Annotated in this window: 20 protein-coding genes and 1 tRNA gene; 8 read left to right on the top strand and 13 right to left on the bottom strand. The window is 67.8% G+C overall.

What is annotated here, in order from left to right; translation table 11 throughout:
• Positions 1-48 precede the first annotated feature (48 nt).
• Positions 49-549, bottom strand: coding sequence for a hypothetical protein (locus ACQY46_RS01885; RefSeq protein WP_428698627.1), 501 nt, complete (start codon positions 547-549; stop codon positions 49-51).
• Positions 550-724: 175 nt separating this feature from the next.
• On the opposite strand from ACQY46_RS01885, the gene ACQY46_RS01880 reads away from it, so the two are divergent.
• Positions 725-1,234 carry a hypothetical protein gene (locus ACQY46_RS01880; protein ID WP_428698626.1) on the top strand — a complete coding sequence of 170 codons (510 nt, stop codon included), beginning with the start codon at positions 725-727 and terminating at the stop codon, positions 1,232-1,234.
• 24 nt (positions 1,235-1,258) lie between these two features.
• Here the strand turns inward: ACQY46_RS01880 and ACQY46_RS01875 are convergent, their stop codons facing one another.
• Together ACQY46_RS01875 and ACQY46_RS01870 are read right to left on the bottom strand one after the other, a co-directional pair.
• Positions 1,259-1,990 carry a class II aldolase/adducin family protein gene (locus ACQY46_RS01875; protein ID WP_428698625.1) on the bottom strand — a complete coding sequence of 244 codons (732 nt, stop codon included), beginning with the start codon at positions 1,988-1,990 and terminating at the stop codon, positions 1,259-1,261.
• Positions 1,991-2,070: 80 nt separating this feature from the next.
• Positions 2,071-2,157, bottom strand: a tRNA-Leu gene (locus ACQY46_RS01870).
• A 139-nt stretch (positions 2,158-2,296) separates the two neighbouring features.
• Between ACQY46_RS01870 and ACQY46_RS01865 the strand changes: the two genes are divergently transcribed.
• From ACQY46_RS01865 to ACQY46_RS01850, 4 genes are read left to right on the top strand one after another with little or no spacing between them, the layout of a single operon-like run.
• Entirely contained in the window at positions 2,297-2,875 is a 579-nt protein-coding gene (locus ACQY46_RS01865) for a YqaA family protein (protein ID WP_417769324.1), read from the top strand.
• 13 nt (positions 2,876-2,888) lie between these two features.
• Positions 2,889-3,452 carry a disulfide bond formation protein B gene (locus tag ACQY46_RS01860; RefSeq protein ID WP_428698624.1) on the top strand — a complete coding sequence of 188 codons (564 nt, stop codon included), beginning with the start codon at positions 2,889-2,891 and terminating at the stop codon, positions 3,450-3,452.
• Positions 3,449-3,730 (top strand): hypothetical protein, encoded by a 282-nt coding sequence (locus ACQY46_RS01855; RefSeq protein ID WP_428698623.1) that lies wholly within the window; start codon positions 3,449-3,451, stop codon positions 3,728-3,730. Before ACQY46_RS01860 ends, ACQY46_RS01855 begins: the two co-directional genes overlap by 4 nt.
• A 17-nt stretch (positions 3,731-3,747) precedes the next feature.
• A complete protein-coding gene (locus ACQY46_RS01850; RefSeq protein ID WP_428698622.1) occupies positions 3,748-4,200 on the top strand; it encodes a metallopeptidase family protein in 453 nt (150 codons plus the stop codon).
• Between the two features lie 81 nt (positions 4,201-4,281).
• On the opposite strand, the gene ACQY46_RS01845 is transcribed toward ACQY46_RS01850, so the two are convergent.
• Both ACQY46_RS01845 and ACQY46_RS01840 read right to left on the bottom strand, forming a co-directional pair.
• On the bottom strand, positions 4,282-5,469 hold the full coding sequence (locus tag ACQY46_RS01845; protein ID WP_428698621.1) for an NAD(P)/FAD-dependent oxidoreductase: 1,188 nt from the start codon (positions 5,467-5,469) through the stop codon (positions 4,282-4,284).
• 185 nt (positions 5,470-5,654) lie between these two features.
• On the bottom strand, positions 5,655-7,589 hold the full coding sequence (locus tag ACQY46_RS01840; protein ID WP_428698620.1) for a methyl-accepting chemotaxis protein: 1,935 nt from the start codon (positions 7,587-7,589) through the stop codon (positions 5,655-5,657).
• Positions 7,590-7,824: 235 nt separating this feature from the next.
• On the opposite strand from ACQY46_RS01840, the gene ACQY46_RS01835 reads away from it, so the two are divergent.
• Positions 7,825-8,718 (top strand): DMT family transporter, encoded by an 894-nt coding sequence (locus ACQY46_RS01835; protein WP_428698619.1) that lies wholly within the window; start codon positions 7,825-7,827, stop codon positions 8,716-8,718.
• 23 nt (positions 8,719-8,741) lie between these two features.
• On the opposite strand, the gene ACQY46_RS01830 is transcribed toward ACQY46_RS01835, so the two are convergent.
• Positions 8,742-9,602 (bottom strand): YihY/virulence factor BrkB family protein, encoded by an 861-nt coding sequence (locus ACQY46_RS01830; protein WP_428698618.1) that lies wholly within the window; start codon positions 9,600-9,602, stop codon positions 8,742-8,744.
• 225 nt (positions 9,603-9,827) lie between these two features.
• On the opposite strand from ACQY46_RS01830, the gene ACQY46_RS01825 reads away from it, so the two are divergent.
• Positions 9,828-11,513, top strand: a complete 1,686-nt coding sequence (locus ACQY46_RS01825; protein ID WP_428698617.1) for an acyl-CoA dehydrogenase family protein — start codon at positions 9,828-9,830, stop codon at positions 11,511-11,513.
• A 4-nt stretch (positions 11,514-11,517) separates the two neighbouring features.
• Here the strand turns inward: ACQY46_RS01825 and ACQY46_RS01820 are convergent, their stop codons facing one another.
• From ACQY46_RS01820 to ACQY46_RS01795, 6 genes are all read right to left on the bottom strand, one after another.
• Complete coding sequence (locus ACQY46_RS01820; protein WP_428698616.1) at positions 11,518-11,943, bottom strand: type II toxin-antitoxin system MqsA family antitoxin; 426 nt, start codon at positions 11,941-11,943, stop codon at positions 11,518-11,520.
• A 1-nt stretch (position 11,944) separates the two neighbouring features.
• Positions 11,945-12,250, bottom strand: a complete 306-nt coding sequence (locus ACQY46_RS01815; protein ID WP_428698615.1) for a type II toxin-antitoxin system MqsR family toxin — start codon at positions 12,248-12,250, stop codon at positions 11,945-11,947.
• 132 nt (positions 12,251-12,382) lie between these two features.
• Positions 12,383-13,702, bottom strand: coding sequence for a TRAP transporter large permease (locus ACQY46_RS01810; RefSeq protein WP_428698614.1), 1,320 nt, complete (start codon positions 13,700-13,702; stop codon positions 12,383-12,385).
• 15 nt (positions 13,703-13,717) lie between these two features.
• A complete protein-coding gene (locus ACQY46_RS01805; protein WP_428698612.1) occupies positions 13,718-14,179 on the bottom strand; it encodes a TRAP transporter small permease in 462 nt (153 codons plus the stop codon).
• A gap of 52 nt (positions 14,180-14,231) precedes the next feature.
• Positions 14,232-15,266: a TRAP transporter substrate-binding protein gene (locus ACQY46_RS01800; RefSeq protein WP_428698611.1), complete on the bottom strand. Its 1,035-nt coding sequence runs from the start codon at positions 15,264-15,266 to the stop codon at positions 14,232-14,234.
• A gap of 161 nt (positions 15,267-15,427) precedes the next feature.
• Complete coding sequence (locus tag ACQY46_RS01795) at positions 15,428-16,057, bottom strand: TetR/AcrR family transcriptional regulator (protein ID WP_428698610.1); 630 nt, start codon at positions 16,055-16,057, stop codon at positions 15,428-15,430.
• 127 nt (positions 16,058-16,184) lie between these two features.
• Between ACQY46_RS01795 and ACQY46_RS01790 the strand changes: the two genes are divergently transcribed.
• A complete protein-coding gene (locus tag ACQY46_RS01790) occupies positions 16,185-16,763 on the top strand; it encodes an NAD(P)H-dependent oxidoreductase (protein WP_428698609.1) in 579 nt (192 codons plus the stop codon).
• A 3-nt stretch (positions 16,764-16,766) separates the two neighbouring features.
• On the opposite strand, the gene ACQY46_RS01785 is transcribed toward ACQY46_RS01790, so the two are convergent.
• Positions 16,767-17,288, bottom strand: a complete 522-nt coding sequence (locus ACQY46_RS01785; protein WP_428698608.1) for an N-acetyltransferase family protein — start codon at positions 17,286-17,288, stop codon at positions 16,767-16,769.
• Between the last annotated feature and the right edge of the window lie 109 nt (positions 17,289-17,397).

Genomic DNA, 17,397 nt, shown 5'->3' with positions numbered 1-17,397 from the left:
CCACAAAAGCGCACTGAGCGCGCTTTCGTTTGCCGGCTAGCAACGCCGTCAGTCGATCACGATCTGGTGGGAGAGAGTGTCTCCGTCGGAGACCGTGACCTGGGTGAAACCCATCAGCTTGCAGAAGTCGAGGAAGGTCAGCTCGTGCGGCGCCTCGCTCTGCTGGAACAGCGGCGTGGTGCGGGCCTGCGAGGTGAGGGCGGCAAGCAATGCGCGCATCCGGTAGAGCGTGTCGTAGCGGCCCGGGCCGGTGGCGACGACGATCATCTTCTCGAACTCGTTGCCCTTGACGAAGAGATGGAAGTCGGGGGCGTTGCCGCGGGCGATCTGCTGTTGTTCGAAACCGACCGCGAAGGCGGCGCGCGAGCGTTTCGACGCATCGGCGGCGACCGGAACGCGGGCAACATAGACCTCGCGCGAGCGCGGCACCGGATAGTAGTAGCCGGCATGCAGGTCGGAGGCAGCGGCCGGCGCGAGGAACCCCGGGGGGCCGGCAAGTCCGCAGGCAAGCAAGGCAAGCAGCAGCGCTCGCGCCGAAAAACGTATCATCTGGCGAAATCTCCCCCCGGTCCGTCGGCGGCTGGCCACCGGCGACCGGCGAAGTGAAGCATCTCGCGCCGCGTCCCGCCACAGGCTTCTTGCGGTTTCCCGGAGAGAAGGCTTGAGCCGTATCGCAATCCGGTGTGATCTGCGTGGGTCCGGAGGGGGGCAGGAGGTTGACGCCATGGCCGTGATGGAATTCGAGAAGACCCGGGGCTTTCGCATCGCGGCCGTTGTTACCGGCCTTGTTCTGGCGCTGATCGCCACCGTGATCGTCATCCACAACAGGCAGCAGCAGGCGGCGATGACCCATGTGAGGATCGCCGGCGGCGGTTTCCTCTTCTACTACCGGCTGGGCGAGGTCCGCGCCGGCATCACGGCGATCGTGCAGAAGCCGACGCCCTCGCAATCGCGGCTGGTGGCGGAGTTCGAGAACCCGGCGGGAGGCGCGCCGATCTCCGTGGAGACGCGCATCCGCCATGGCGAGATGCGCTACGGGCTGGAAACGCCGCCGCTGTCGGGCGTCGTCAAGGGACGCGCCTACGCGGTGACGGCGAAGCTTTACGAGTATGGCGGAACCAGGCCGCTGGAAACGCACGAGACGGTGCTGACCAGCGAACTCGACCAGGACGCCTCGCCGCAGGGGCCACTGACGATCGGGCCCGGTTATCACCGCCCGCCGCCCGCCGAGTGAGCGGGCCGGCCGGCGTGCGGGACGTCACGTCCGGCGCCGGGGAGCCTCGACGGCCGCAACGCCGGTGCCGTCAAGCTCGCCCGGCTGCTTTCCATAAGTGGCGAAGCGGGCGATCACCTCGTTCATTTCCGCATCCGACAGGATGACGGGTTCGCCGACCTTTCGGGCGATCGCATATTGCCGGCACAGTGCCTCGATCTCGCCGGCAAGCCAGAGCGCCTTGTCGAGGCGGGGCGCGAAGCAGATCATTCCGTGATTGGCGAGCAGGCAGGCGGTGCGGCTCTCCAGCGCGGCGAGCATCGCGTGCGACAGCTCCGCCGTGCCGAAGGTGGCGTAGGCGGCGGTGCGCAGCGTCTTACCCCCGGCAACGGCAATCATGTAGTGGAAGGGCGGGATCTCGATCCTGAGGCAGGAGAGCGCGGTTGCGTGCGGCGAATGGGTATGGATCACGGCGCCGGCCTCGGGCCGCGAGGCGTAAATGTCGAAATGCATCCGCCATTCCGACGAGGGCAGCCAGTCGCCGGAATAGCTGCCGTCGAGATGGACCGGCACGACCTGCTCCGGGACCATCGCATCGTAGTCGATGCCCGAGGGGGTGATCAGGAACCCCTCGCCATGGCGCAGCGAGACGTTGCCGGATGTGCCCTGGTTGATGCCGAGGGCGTTCATGCGCCGGCAGGTCTCGATGACGGCAAGGCGCGCGGCGCGGTCTTCCTCAGGGGACGGGGAGGCGGGAGAGGGGGAAACGGATGACATGGGCGGGCCTTCCGGCGGCCGGTTTCCGACGGGGAGGGGTCCGGAGATGTCGCTTTCCGGAGGGCCTGCGTTCCGGCCGATGGTGCCCCCGGTCCGACTCGAACGGACACTCCGGTTAGGGAAACGGATTTTGAGTCCGTCGCGTCTACCAATTCCGCCACGGGGGCCCGCAGGAAACGGCGCGATCATAGCCATCGCGCCGATGCCGTCAATTGAAACCTCCGGCCCGGACCGCCCGTACCCACAGGCTCAATGGCCGCACCGGAATATGGTGACAAGGGGCGCGCTTCCGGCTAATTACGCGCCATGTTGCGCCGCCTCTACGACTGGACCATGTCGCTCGCCTCCGGCCCCCGCGCGCCGGTGGCCCTTGGCGCCGTTTCGTTCGCCGAAAGCTCGTTCTTTCCGATCCCGCCGGACATCCTGCTGATCCCGATGGTGATCGCGCGGCGGGCGCGGGCGTTCTCCTACGCGCTCCTGTGCACGGTGACGTCGGTGCTTGGCGGGGCGCTGGGCTATGCCATCGGCGCCCTGCTCTTCGTCCAGCTGGCGCGGCCGATCCTGGGCTTTTACGGCTATCTCGACAAGTTCGAGGCGTTCAGCGCCAATTTCAACGAATATGGTGCCTGGATCGTCTTCATCGCCGGCATCACGCCGTTCCCCTACAAGGTGATCACCATCGCCAGCGGGGCGACGGACCTGAACCTTCTGGTCTTCATGGTGGCGAGCGTGCTGGCAAGGGGCCTGCGCTTTTTCGCCGTCGCCGGCCTGCTCTACCTGTTCGGCCCGCCGATCCGGCATTTCATCGAGCAGCGGCTGGGGCTCGTCTTCACGGTGTTCGTGGTCGGGCTGGTCGGCGGCTTCATCGCCATCCGATATCTGTGACGAGGTTGACAGCATGAGCCCTGCAGGGTCCCCGGACAGCCGCATCTCCTCCGACAGCCGCGCGGCGCGCGCCCTGCGCGTGACGGCGCTGGTGATCGCCGGGGGGCTGGCCTCGATCCTGACAGCCTGGGGCTTTCAGCTGATCGGCGGGTATGTGCCCTGCAAGCTCTGCCTGGAGCAGCGCGTTCCCTACTATGTCGGCCTGCCGCTGGCCGTGCTGGCCCTGGCGCTGATGGCCGCCCCGGCGGCGGGTGCATCGCGGCGCATGGCGGCTGGCTTGCTGCTTCTGGCGGTGGCGGCGGTGTTTGCCTACGGGGCGGCGCTCGGCGTCTACCAGGCCGGCGCCGAATGGGGGTTCTGGACGGGGCCGAGCGATTGCGGCGGCGGCACCGCGGCGCCCGATTCGGCCGCCAACATGCTCAACGCGCTGCGCGCCACCCGGGTGGTGAGCTGCACCGAGGCGAGCTGGCGGATGTTCGGCCTGTCCTTCGCCGGCTGGAACGCCGTGATCTCGGCCGGGCTGGCGCTGCTGGGGCTCGTCGCCGCGGCGATGCTGCGCCGGGGGACGTCGTCGTGAGCGGCGACGGGGACAAAGGCGCGGGCAAGGAAACCGGCAAGGTCGGCGGCGGCAAGGCGCGCGACGAGGCCCGCCAGCGGGAGGCGCAAGCGACGCTGGCGCGGGCCGAGCGCGAAAGCGAGACGGTGCTGCGGACGACGTTCGAGGGCGCCTCGCGCGGCGGTGGCGCGGCCGGTGACGACGATCCGATCGAACGGCTCGGCCGCAGGATCGGCCGCTCGGCCGGGGCGGTCTTCGCGCTCGGCCTCGTCGCCTACCTGATCTGGACCTATCTCTGAGCCTCGGGGAGAACGCCATGGGACGACGCGCGGACGGCGGGGAGGGTGTCGGTGCCGGCTTGCCGAGGGATTGGCAGGAGGTCGCCGCTCCGTCGCTGGACGATTTCCAGGGGCTTGCCGAAAAGGCGCTGGAGGAACTCCCCGAGACATTCCGCGACCTGTGCGGGGCCATCGAGATCCGTGTCGCTGATTTCGCCGATGACGAGGCGCTGGACGGGCTCGGCATCGAGGACCCGTTCGAGCTGCTCGGCCTGTTCGAGGGCGTCGGCCTGGCGCAGGGCGGGGCCGAGAGCTGGAGCGGGCGGATGCCGAACCGGGTCTGGCTCTACCGGCGGGCAATCCTCGACTACTGGTGCGCCCACGAGGAGACGCTTGGCGGCATCGTCACCCATGTGCTGGTGCACGAGATCGGCCATCATTTCGGCCTGTCCGACGACGACATGGAAGCGCTGGAGGCGGAGGCGGACTGAGCGCCCGCCCCGATATCCCGCTTCGTGCTCCCCGGTCCGCGTTGCGAAACCGGCTTCAGCCGTATCGGCCGGGCCCGCCTCTCACCCCACCGGCGGCAGCAGGCCTTCCTCGAAGGTCTTGCCGATGGCGCGGCGCGCCATCATGTGCGAGCGCGGATGGTTGATGCTGTCCACGGCGACGAGCTTTCCCTCCAGCAGATAGGCGACGTAGAAGCTGCCCGAGGCGGGATCGCCGAAAGTGCGGGCCTCGTCATGGCCCTGCGACAGGCCGGCGATCTGCAGCTTGGTGGCGTACTGGTCGGACCAGAACCACGGCACCGGGTCGTAGTCGGCATCGGCGCCGAGAATGGCGCCGGCCACCGCCTTGGCCTGGTCGATGGCGTTCTGCACGCTTTCCAGCCGGATCGAGCGGCCATAGAGGGCCGAGAAGAAGCGGGTGCAGTCGCCGGCGGCATGGATCGAGGGATCGGAGGTCTCGCCGCTGCCATCGACGAGGATGCCGTCATCGACATCGATGCCGGCGGCGGCCGCCACTTCGTCATTGGGCACGGCTCCGACGGCGACGAGGGCCATGTCGCAGGCAAGGCTGCCGCCGTCGGCGAGCTGCACTGCCTCGACACGGTCCGTGCCGGAAAAGCCGGTGATGCCGGTGTTCAGCATCAAGGCGACGCCGCGCTCGCTGTGCAGGGCCTCGAAATAGGCGGAGACGGAGGGCGAGACGACGCGCTTCATCACCCGGTCCTGGGCCTCGACGACGGTGACCTCGTGGCCCATGGCGCGGGCGACGGCGGCGACCTCCAGCCCGATATAGCCGCCGCCGACAATGGCGATGCGGCCGGGCGCCTTCAGCAGCGGGCGCATCGCCTCGACATCCGAAATCTTGCGCAGGGTGACGACCCCGGCAAGCTCCGCGCCGGGGATCGGCAGGGCGCGGGGCCGCGTGCCGGTGGCCAGCACGAGCCGCTCATAGGGGATGCGCTCGCCGTCGGCGAGGATCACGGCGCGGGCCTCCCGGTCGATGGCCTCGACGGCGACACCGAAGCGGCAGTCGATCGTGTTCTGCTCGTAGAAGCTCGGCGGGCGCAGATGCAGCGCCTCGTCGCCGATCTCGCCGGCGAGATGCTTCTTCGACAGGGGCGGACGCTGATAGGGGGGATGCGGTTCCTCGCCGAGCAGGGTGATGCGGCCGCCATGGCCTCCCGCCCGGAGCGATTGCGCGGCCTGGGCGCCGGCCTGGCCCGCTCCGACGATGACGATGCTGTCCTGCATTCACGATCCTCCGCTTGCGCACTGTGGCGACGTATCACGGAGGGGCCGCGCCCGCCAAGTCCCGTGGCCGCAGACAGGAAGACGCGCGGCGAGGTGCCGCGCGTCGGGGAGATGGCATGACCGGTCGATGATGACACGGGCGGGGCGGCGAAACGCGGTTGGCGGATGCGATGAACCCGAAGGGTTCAGGCGGCGCGAACGCTTTCCAGGAAGGTGCCGATTTCCTTGCGCAGCCGCCGTGCCTGGTCGCCGAGCGTGTCGGAAAGATCGCCGACAAGGGTGCCGGTGCCCCTTGCGTGCTCGGTGGCGCCGCTGACGCGGCCCATGGCCTCGGCGCCGGTGCCGGAGCGCTCCGAGGCGCGGGCGACGTTTTCGGTGATCTCGCGCAGCGCGATGCTCTGCTGGCCGACGGCATCGGCAACGGAGCCGGCAATGTCGTTCATCTGCACGATGATCTGCTCGACATCGCCGATCGCCATGACGGCGTTGGCGGAGGCTTGCTGGATGGCCTCGACCTGCTGGGCGATGTCCTCGGTCGCCTTCGCGGTCTGTCCGGCAAGGTCCTTGACCTCTGCGGCGACGACGGCGAAGCCCCGGCCGTGCTCGCCGGCACGGGCCGCCTCGATCGTCGCGTTGAGGGCCAGGAGGTTGGTCTGGTTGGCGATTTCGCGAATGAGCCCCATTACCTCGCCGATGCGGTCGGCGGTGCGCGACAGCTCGCCCATGCTGGAGCCGGTGTCGCGGGCGCTGGCCACGGCCTTTTCGGCGACCTTGGTGGAGCGGTTGGCCTGGTCGGCGATCTCGGCGATGGAGACGTTGAGCTCCTCCGAGGCGGAGGCCGCGGAGGTGACGTTGTCGGCGGCGACCCGCACGGCATCGCCGGCAAGGGTTGCCTCGTCGGCCGCACGCCCGGCGGCCTCGTCGAGATTGTCGGACGCGCCGGCGAGCTCTTCCGCGGCCTGGTCGAGATGCGACAGCGCATCGCCGACGGTTGCCTCGAAGCCGGCGATGAGCGTGTCGAGATGGCGCATGCGGGCGTCGCGGGCCGTGTTTTCGGCGCGCTGGTCGCCGGCCAGCTTCTCGCGGTCGATGGCGTTGTCGCGGAAGACGACGACGCTGGCGGCCATCGCGTCAAGCTCGGTGCGGCCGTTGACCGGAGGCAGGGCGACGTCGGTCTCGCCGGCGGCGAGGCGGTCCATTGCCTGGCGCAGGGCGGCGAGCGGGGCGGAGATCGAGGCGCCGATGACAATGCCGGCGACGAGCAGGACGGCAACGATCACGGCCATGATGGTCATCATCATCACGGCGGCGATGTCGCGGCCGCTGGCAAGCGCCCGGGCAGCCCCGGCCTGTCCGCCATCGGCGGCCTGCTTGAGCTGCGCAAGGTAGGGCGGCAACACGTCGAAAAAGGCTTCCAGTTTCTCCACATGCGCGGTGCGCTCGGCACCGGCTGCGGTGTAGGCATCGAAGGCCGCGCGGTAGGCGGTCAGCGTCTCGCCGAGCTCGGCGGCCGTCGCGGCTTCCAGCTTGGCCTTGGCCAGCGTGCGTTCGATGCGGGCGGCCGCGACCTCGAAATTGCCGAGATTGACGTCGCTTCGGGCAAGCAGATAGGTTTTTTCGGTGCGTTGCAGGTCCGAGCCGGCGGCGGCGAGTTTCTCCGTTTCCGGGGACCGCTTGAACCGGGCTTCCTTCTGCACGCGGGAGACGAGCGCATCGCCGTTCTCGGTGAGGGCACCGAGCGCCCCGCCGGTGACCCCGGTGCCGTCGACAAGGCCGACTTTCTGCTGGGTGGCGTGAAGGTCGCGGAAGGTGGCCTCGATATCGCCGAGCGCGGTCTTCACCTGGGCGATCTCGGCGGCATAGGGAGCGGCGGCCGTCAGCTCCTCGATGCGCGAGACCTGTTCGCGCGCGGTGACGACCTGGGCCGTGAACCGGTCGTATCCGGCAGCGGATGGCGCGCTCAGATAGGTCTTTTCGGTGACGCGCATGGCGCTGGCGGAGGTGGCAAGGTCGGCGACGCCGCTGGCGAGGCCGGAATAGCTCTCGGCCCGCTTGAAGGCCTGCTCGACGCTCGCCTGGCTCCACCAGAAGACGCCGCCGATGGCGGCCAGCCCGGTCATGGTGATCGCGATGAGAAGAAAAATCCTGATGCGAACGGACAGCCGTCCGACTATGTTCGAGACCGACGCGAAACCCTGAAAACGCGACACTGGCGTACCTCGACTGCGATCCGTTGCCCGTGCCAGAATTCCTCATGAAGGTTAAAATTCCACTGAAGATATCTCATTTGTGACCTTGCGGCAGATTGCCTCACGGCAAGGTCATCGCGATTCTTCCAAAGAACCGGATTGTCCCTTGCGCTCTCTTCTCGACAAGATTGCCCCCGGCATCTTCGTACTGCTCTGGTCGACGGGCTTCATCGGCTCGAAGCTCGGCGCGCCCTATATCGATCCCTTCGCCTTCCTGAGCATCCGCTTCGCGCTGGTCGTGCCGCCGCTGCTGGTGCTGGCCCTGATGCTTGGCGCGGCATGGCCGCGGCGGGCGCGCGAATGGGGCCACTGCTTCCTTGCCGGAGCGCTGATCCATGGCGTCTATCTCGGCGGCATCTTCTACGCGATCGACAACGGCATGCCGGCCGGCATTTCGGCGCTGGTGCTGGGGCTGCAGCCGCTGCTCACCGCGCTGCTCGCCGGGCCGATCCTCGGCGAGACGGTGGCGCGCAGGCACTGGGCGGGGCTGGCCGTCGGCGCGCTCGGGCTGATGCTGGTGGTTGGCCCGCGCATCGGCGTCGACGCCAGCGGGCTGACGGCGGAGAACGCGCTTGTCTGCCTGGTGGCGGTGGCGGGCATCGCCTTCGGCACGGTCTACCAGAAGCGTTTCGCCGGGGGCATCGACCTGGTGCCTGGCACCCTGGTGCAGTATTTCGGGGCGCTGGCGGTGGTGGTGCCGCTGTCGCTTGCGGAAAGCTGGCGGATCACCTGGTCGGGAGAGCTGGTGTTCGCGCTTGCCTGGCTGGTGCTGGTGCTGTCGATCGGCGCCATCCTGCTCCTGATGGTGCTGATCAAGCGCGGCAGCGCGGCGCGCGTTGCGAGCCTGTTCTATCTCGTGCCGGTGGCAACCGCGATCGAGAGCTACTTCCTGTTCGGAGAGACGCTGGGACCGGTGCAGATCGCCGGTGCGGCGCTGGTCGTGGGGGCGTTGCTGATGATCCGCGAAAGGCGGATCGGCACGCGGCGCACGCCTGCCTGAGCTTGCGTGCCTGAGCTTGCGTGTCAGGCGGGGCGCGCGGCGCGCCTTGCCCTGCGGCGCAGGATGGCGGCGTTGAGCTCGCCGCCGAAGACGAAGCAGATGGAGATGAGATAGAGGAAGACCAGCGCCGTCATGACGCCGGCCAGTCCCGCATAGGTGGAGACGTAGTTGGCGAAACCGGCGAGCCAGGCGCCGAAGGCGGCGCCGGACACCAGCCACAGCACCAGTGTCGCGGCGACGCCCGGCAGCATGTCGAGGATGCGGCGGCGGCCGGCCGGAAGCAGCGCGTGGGCGGCGAAGAGGCCGCCGAATGTCAGCAGCGAGGCGATGACGTAGCGCGACAGGTTGAGGCGGGCGGTAAAGGGCTCCAGCAGCGGCGCATGGGCGATCGCCGCCTGCCAGACCAGCGGCGCGACGATGATGAGCAGGGCGAAGCTGATCAGCACGAAGGTGCCGAACAGCACGAGCAGCAGCGCCTGCAAGCGCAGGAAGAGGTAACCGCGCGTCTCGGCAACGCCATAGGCGCGGTTGAGCGCCACCCGCAGCGCCTCGACGCCGTTGGAGGCGAACCACAGCGCGGCGACGATGCCGAAGGTGAGGATGTCGCCGCGCGGCTGGGTCAGCACCACCTCGATCTCGCGGGCGATGGGGCGGGCGACCTGCTCGGGCCAGGCGTCGAAGAGCAGCATGGCGATGCGGTCGGCCAGGTCCGACATGCCGAGAAAGCCGGTGAGCGCGGCAACGAAGATCAGAAACGGAAACAGCGCCAGCAGCGAGGACAGCGCCACATGGCTGGCAAGCGCGAAGCCGTCATCGCCGGTCATGTGCATGACGGCGTCGTAGATCGTCGCGAAAAGGGCGCGGATTGCATGCAGGACACTCATGCCTCGCTTGTGGGCGAGGCATCGGCGCGGGTCAAGTGACGGGGCTCCGGTTCATGCTGCGTCGCGAGACGGGTGTAATAAAATTACTTTTCACATCGATCAAAAGAAGCATTGCTTCGCGGCGATCCCGCGATATGGTTTGCACTGCAACATGAGGGCAGGCGCGGAACGCCTCGCCCGAAGGCGCCGGGACAGGCGCCGGGACAACAAGAGCGGAGAGGATGCATGTCACTAGCGAGCGAGTTCGGCGGTGACGCCGCCGGGGAGGCTCCGGTCACGCTGACGGGCGCGGCCGTCGCAGCCCTGGACGGGCTTCTGGACGCGGCCGCGGCCAAGGTTCGCGAGCGCGTCAGCGAAGACGGGCGGATCTCGCCGGCGCTGATGGAGAGCGAGCAGCGGGCGACGCACGGGCTTGCCTGGCTTGCCACCTATGTGGCGGCGCTGAAGCAGCTCGACGCCTATGCGCGCCGGCTCGGCGAGGCCGGCGGGTTCGGCGAGACGGAAGAGCTGATCGTGCGTGTCGTCTTCGCCGAATACCTGGCGCAGGTCTTCGGCGGCATCCCGATGAACCAGGGCGAGTTCGTGCGGCCGGCGGACATGGGGATTTCGGCCGGGGAGGCCGCCTCCTTCCGCGCTCCGGCGATCGAGACGCTGATCGGGGAGGGCAACCGGCCGGCGCTCCGGGCCCGGCTGGTCGAGCTGATCCGCCAGCAGGAGGGCAACTCGATCTTCGGCGCCTCGGGGCTGGACGAGACCTACGAGCAGGTGCGCAGCGAGATGCGCCGCTTCGCCGCCGACAAGGTCTCCCCGCATGCGCATGAGTGGCACCTCAAGAACGACTACATCCCGCTGGAAGTGATCGGCCAGATGGCCGAGCTCGGCGTCTTCGGCCTGACCATCCCGGAGGAATTCGGCGGGCTCGGCCTTGGCAAGGAGAGCATGTGCGTCGTCTCCGAGGAGCTGAGCCGGGCCTATATCGGCGTCGGCTCGCTCGGCACCCGTTCGGAGATCGCGGCGGAGCTGATCCTGTGCGGGGGAACGGACGCGCAGAAAGCGAAATGGCTGCCGCAGATCGCCTCGGGCGAGGTGCTACCGACGGCGGTCTTCACCGAGCCCAACACCGGCTCGGACCTCGCCTCGCTGAAGACGCGGGCGGTGCGCGAGGGCGATGTCTGGAAGATCTACGGCAACAAGACCTGGATCACCCATCCGGTCAGGGCCGACGTGATGACCCTGCTGGCGCGCACCGACCCGAATGAGCCCGGCTACAGGGGGCTCTCCATGTTCCTGGCGGAAAAGCCGCGCGGCACGGACGGCGATCCGTTCCCGGCGGCGGGCATGTCGGGCGGCGAGATCGAGGTGCTCGGCTATCGCGGCATGAAGGAATACGAGATCGCCTTCGACGGGTTCGAGGTGGCGCATGAAAACCTGCTCGGCGGCGTGCCGGGCCAGGGCTTCAAGCAGCTGATGCAGACCTTCGAGGGGGCGCGCATCCAGACGGCGGCGCGGGCGCTCGGCGTCGCGCAGGCGGCGCTCGACCTCGGACTTCGCTACGCGCAGGAGCGCATCCAGTTCGGCAAGCCGCTGATCGCTTTCCCGCGGGTCTCCGACAAGCTGGCGATGATGGCGGGCGAGCTGATGGCGGCGCGCCAGCTCACCTATTTCTCGGCATGGGAGAAGGATTCCGGCCGGCGCTGCGACCTGGAAGCCGGCATGGCCAAACTGCTCGGCGCGCGCGTCGCGTGGGCCGCGGCCGACAATGCGCTGCAGATCCATGGCGGCAACGGCTTCGCGCTGGAATACGCGATCAGCCGCGTCCTGTGCGACGCGCGCATCCTCAACATCTTCGAGGGCGCGGCGGAAATCCAGGCGCAGGTGATCGCCCGCCGGGTGCTCGACGAGCGCGGTTGAGGCGTCAGACCGAGGGACAGACGCCGGCGATCGCCGCTCGCAGGGCGTCTACGTCCTCCGGATGTCGATCGAGCAGCCTCAGGGCCGAGGCGATGCCGCGGCTGACGAGCACTTCGCCGGACTCGTATTTCTGGAAGGCTCTCGGCCCGCCGCCGATGACGAGGCCTGCATCGCGCTGGGAGAGGCGCAGCTTGCGGCGGATCGCGCGGACCTGATCCGGGGTCAGCAGCTTGTCAGCCTCGGCCTTCAGCCGGTTCAACTCGCGGTCCGACACTTTCATGTCCTCGCCGGAATGGATGCCCTCCTCGACACCGTCCGCATACCAGCCGGGCATCTCGAAGGTCCGGGAGCGGCCCTTGTAAGAGAGCGTCACGGGGCGCAGGCCGCGCACCATCGGCTTTCCGGTTTCCGGACAGGTGAGGGTCTCCATCTCACTTCTCCTTGAACGACAGCAGCAGGAACCGCGTCACGACGCCGGCGGTGAACTTCACATAGACCGGCCCCGCAGCGCTTCGGCCGTGATAGACGTCCTGCCAGAGCGTGTGGTCGTGAAAGGACGTCATCGACTTGTGGAAGTCGGCTGGCCGCAGATCCTGGATGACATCGACGATCTCCTGTCGGCCCATGCCCAAGGCCGCCGCGCCCTTCAGGGCCGTTGTCGTCGTCACCAGCCGGTCCGGCCGGTTGAAGGTCGTCCTGATCACGGCAAGGTCGTAGGCCGGTTTCCGCTTCTCCATTAGAGATGACACCATAATGGTGTATTATCAAGTGGCATTTTGTCTCCTCCCCCGCCGCCGGCATTATGTCGGCGGGGGAAGTGTTGCGCCTGCGAATAACAACTTCAAGCTGCAATCGGTTGCGCTTGCGCCTCAGCGCATCGCCGTGACCAGCCAGAGCGAGATCCAGGGGACGGCGATCAGCAGCCCCAGGCGGAAGATGTCGGCGATCCAGAACGGCGTGACACCCTTGAAGATCGTCGTCAGGCTGACGTCCTCCAGCACGCTCCTGAGGACGAAAACATTGAGGCCGACGGGCGGCGTGATCAGGCTGATCTCGGTGACCACGACGACGACGATGGCAAACCAGATCAGCACCAGCTCCGGATCGGCGAGCATCCCTGAGCCGAAGTCGAGATTGCTGACCAGCGGATAGAAGACCGGCACGGTGAGCAGGATCATCGACAGGCTTTCCAGCACGCAGCCGAGCAGGATGTAGACCGCGACGATCGCCAGGATCACCAGCCAGGGGCTGAGGTCCAGGCCGGTGACCGCGTCGGACAGGGCGTCCGGCAGGCCGGCGAAATTGACAAAGTTCGTGAAGATGTCGGCGCCGATGATCAGGGCGAAGATCATCGCGGTCGCCCGCGCGCTCTCGCCGATCGCCTCAAGCAGCGCCGACAGTTTCAGCCGGCCGAACAGGGCCGAGATGGGGATCGCCGTGCCGGCGCCGATGCCGGCCGCCTCGGTGGGCGTGAAGAAGCCGCCATAGATGCCGACCATGATGATGGCGAAAAGCAGGGCGAGGGCGGCAACGCCAAGCCCGTCGCGCCGGGTCAGCGGTTCCAGCTCCGTTGCCGGCGGTGCGAGGTCCGGGTTGCGCCAGACGGCGACTTGCACGGCGAGGAGATAGAAGACGAGGCCGACAAGACCCGGCACGATACCTGCGATGAACAGCTTGCCGATGTCGGATTCGGTCAGGAGCCCGTAGATGATCAGGATGACGGAAGGCGGAATGAGGATGCCGAGCGTGCCGCCGGCGGCGATCGAGCCGGCGGCGAGGCTGTCGGCATAGCCGTAGCGGCGCATCGAGGGCATGGCCACCTTGGACATGGTGGCGGCGGTGGCAAGGGAAGAGCCGCAGACGGCGGAAAAGCCGCCGCAGGCGATCACCGAGGCCATGGCGAGACCACCGCGCATGCGCGCCGTCGCGTGGTTGGCCACCGCATAAAGGCCGTGGCTGACGCCGGAGCGGGCGAGCACGTTGCCCATGAAGATGAACAGCGGCACCACCGAGAGCGAATAGGCGAGGCCGGCGTCGAAGACCAGCGTGCCGGTCATGGCAAGGCTGGCGTCGAGCCCGCGCATCAGGGCGAAACCGGCGATGCCGACCAGCGCCATGGCGAAGGCAACCGGCATCTTCAGGAAGATCAGGACGAGCAGGACGGCGAAGCCGATGAGCGATTCCGTCATGGGGGGATGATCCGGTCAGGCAGTGGCGGCGGGGCGCAGCGCGCGCGCGGCGGCAAGCAGGCTTGCAAGGCCGCAGCCAATGGCGGCAAGGAAGGCGACGGGCGCGATCGGCAGCGCCAGGCTGTCGCTGATCGCGCCGTCGCCGGCAAGGCGCAGCGCATGTTCCCACAATCGCCAGGCGAAGAGCGCGAGCACGCCGGCCGTCAGCAGGCCGGTGACGGGACGGGCCATGCGGGAAATGGCGCCGCCCGCGACCGCGTCGATCAGGTCGACCTCGACATGCTCGCCGCGCGCGGTGGTGATCGGCAGGGCGAGGAAGACAAGGGCGGCGAGAAACAGCTCCGTCAGTTCATAGGCGCCCGACAGGGGCGCGTTGAACCAGTAGCGGGCGACGACGTCGATACAGGTGATGAATGTCAGGGCGAGAAGCAGCGCGCCGGCTCCCGCCGACAACGCCGTCTCGATCGTGCCCCACACGGTCCGGCGCCGCGGCCGGACCGGTGCTTTCGGTTGCTCGGGCATCAGGGCGTCAGAAGGAGACGCCGGTCGCCGAGCGGAGCGTGGCGAGCGCCGCGGCCCCGTCGAAGCCCTGCGCCTTGACCGCCTCGGCCCATTCCGCCTCGTATTTCGCGGCCCGTTCCTTGATCGCGGCGAGCACCGCAGGATTGGCCTCGTGCACCTCGATCTTGGTCTCGGCGACGAGTGCCGCGCCACCGGCATCGGCAGCATCCCACACGGCACCGGCGCGCTCGGCGAAGGCGCCGCCCGACAGCGCCTCGATGGCGGCCTTGTCGGCGTCGGAAATGGCGTCCCACTTGGCCTGGTTGACGACCAGGAACCAGGAGGTGTTGTAGATGCCGCCGGGAAGGGTCATCGAATGGGTCAGGTGATCGGCGAGACGGAAGGCCTTGAGCGCTTCCATCGGGAAGGTGACGCCGTCGATGACGCCGCGCGACAGTTTCTCGTAGACCTCGCCCGGACCCATGAACTGGGTGGTGACGCCGAGATCCTGCATCAGGTCGGCGATGTATCCGCCGGGCGTGCGCAGCTTCAGGCCGGAAAAGTCCTCCGGGGTCTCGATCTTGCGCTGGTTGTTGTGAACCATGCCGGGGCCATGAGCGAAGAGCGAGAGCAGCTTGACGCCCTCATGCTCGCCGGCGGCGTCGAGCGAGCCGGCATAGACGTCCCAATAGGCCTTCGACACCGCCACGGCATTGTCGCCGAGGAAGGAGAACTGGCCGATGCGCGAGCGCAGGAAACGGTCGTCGCGGGTAAAGGAATGCAGGCCGTAGGTGATGTCGGCAACGCCGTCCCGCGCCATGTCGAAATGGGCCGGGGGAGCGCCAAGCGGCTTGGCCAGCACGCGCACCTTGACGCGGCCCTCGGTTGCCTTCTCGACATCGTCGGCCCAGGGCTTCATGGCGTTCTCGACAAGCGGGTGCTTGGGCGGCAGCCAGGACGACATGACGAGCGTCGTCTCGGCGCGGGCCTCGATGAGCCCGGCGGCAACGAACAGCCCGAGGGCGGCAACCCCGAGCCCGATGGAACTGGTCCTGAAGCGCATTCCTGTCCTCCCTGAAATCCGGACGTCCTGACGCCTCGATCCCCGGGCGCCGGCATCCGTTCCTGTCTTTCGCACGCGCCGGCGACGTCCTCCCCGGAAAGCCCTCCTGGAGGTGACGGCAAGCGGCCGAAGCGGTCAATATTAGTTTCACTTGCAACTTTTCAGGAAACGCCAGTTCCGTCAAGAGGGCGCGCGGTCGACAACCAGCGGGCAACGAGCCGGTCGAAGATGGCGGCCTGCTCCTCGGCCTGCGCAATGGCGCCGATGCTGAAGCCGACGATCATGTGGTAGAAAAAGGCCAGTATCCCCTGGGCCAGAAGCACGGGCTCGGCGTCGGCGGCAAGGCCGCCCGAGCGCTGCAGCAGGGCGACCGCCTCGATCACGGCCTCCTCCAGCCGGTAGCAGATGTCGAGGAACTGGCGGGTCCAGGGCGCGTCCTTGAGCGTCGACTGGGCGAGATACAGGCGGGCGAATTCCGGGTCGTTGCGATAGAGCGACAGCCAGGGATGCAACAGGCCGGCGAGGAAATCGGCCGGATCGCCGGACGGTCCCTTGTCGATCGTCGCGCGCATCGCCTCGGCAAGCGTGTCGAGGCTGCCAATCCGCACCGCGATCAGCAAATTGGTCTTGTCGTTGAAATGGGCGAAGACGGTTGCCTTGGCGACCCCGGCGCGCTCGGCCACCGCATCGACGCTGGTGTCCTCGAAGCCGCGTGCGTCGAAGAGTTCGCGCGCCGCGGCGAGGATCCTGTCGCGCGTTTCACGCGTTCGTTTCTGCGGACGTCCAACCATTCCTGCCCTTCGTTCTCCTGCTGCGGCGTCGTGCCAGACACGCGCGATTTAATTATTGACCATGGTCAAAAAATGGGTCATCAAAAAAATGACCGCGGTCAATTATACACGAAATCGGAGAGAGACAATGCCGAAACGCATTCTGGTTCTGGACGGACATCCGGGCCCCGACAGCCTGTGCGGGGCGCTGGCCGCCGCCTATGCGGAAGGAGCCTGGCAGGCCGGCCACGACGTGAAACTGCTGCGCCTGTGCGAGATGAGCTTCGATCCAGACATGGGCGCGGGCTTTGACGCCGACAAGCCGCTGGAGCCTTGCCTTGCCGAGGTACAGGAGAAGATCGGCTGGTGCGAGCACATGGTGATCGTCCATCCGATGTGGTGGGGCCTGATGCCGGCGAAGCTGAAGGGGATGATCGACCGGGTGCTGCTGCCGGGCTTTGCGTTCCGGTACAAGTCGGGCCAGAAGCTGCCCGAGAAGCTGCTTGCGGGGCGTACGGCAGAGGTGCTGGTGACGGCGGACACGCCCCGCTGGTATCTCTACCTGATCGAGCGTGCGTCGGGTTACCGGGCGATGAAATCGCAGATCCTCGGACTTTGCGGCTTCAAGGGGATCCGCTTCCGCACCTTCTCGCCGGTACAGGGTTCGACCCTGGAGACGCGAAAGGGCTGGATCGCGCGGGTGGGCAGGCTCGGCACTGCGGCGTGAAGCTCAGCCGATGTCGTCGGCGAACCAGCCGAAGACGGTCAGTTCCAGCGAAGTCTGGGCGATGCGTTCGCGGCTGGTCATCAGCACCTGACCGCCGCGCCTGAGATAGAAGCCGACGGCGGCGTCGTTGTCCTTGAGCACGCGGATGGCGAGGCCGGAAAGGCGGGAGCGGTCGAGCGCGGCGCGCGCGGCGTCGAAGAGTTCCGCGCCGAAGCCGAGACCCTGGTGGTCGGGGCGGATATAGAGTTCGTAGATCTCGCCCTCGAAGGGCAGTTCGCGCATCCGGCTGCGCCCGTAGGTGGCGTAGCCGGCGGCCACGCCGGCGACTTCCAGGATCTGGATGCGGACGCCGCGCGACAGGGCGGTGCGCCACCATTTCGGCCCGCGCCGGGAGATCATCCGCTCCAGCTCGAGACCGTCGATCACACCCCGATAGGTCGACCGCCAGGCATCCTCGTGGATGATGGCGAGCGCTTCGGCATCGTCATGGCGCGCGGGGCGCAGGGCAGTCAGGCCGAGACTCATGTTCCCATGATAGCGCCGATCGGCAAGTGACAAAAGCCAGCGAGACAGACGTGTCCCCGCCAGATGCGTGCGACGGGGAAAAATTATCGCCTGGAAGGGGAGGAGACGG

The sequence above is a fragment of the Stappia sp. genome (genome assembly GCF_965276915.1).
GTDB lineage: Bacteria > Pseudomonadota > Alphaproteobacteria > Rhizobiales > Stappiaceae > Stappia.
This window is presented reverse-complemented; position numbering and strand designations above follow the sequence as displayed.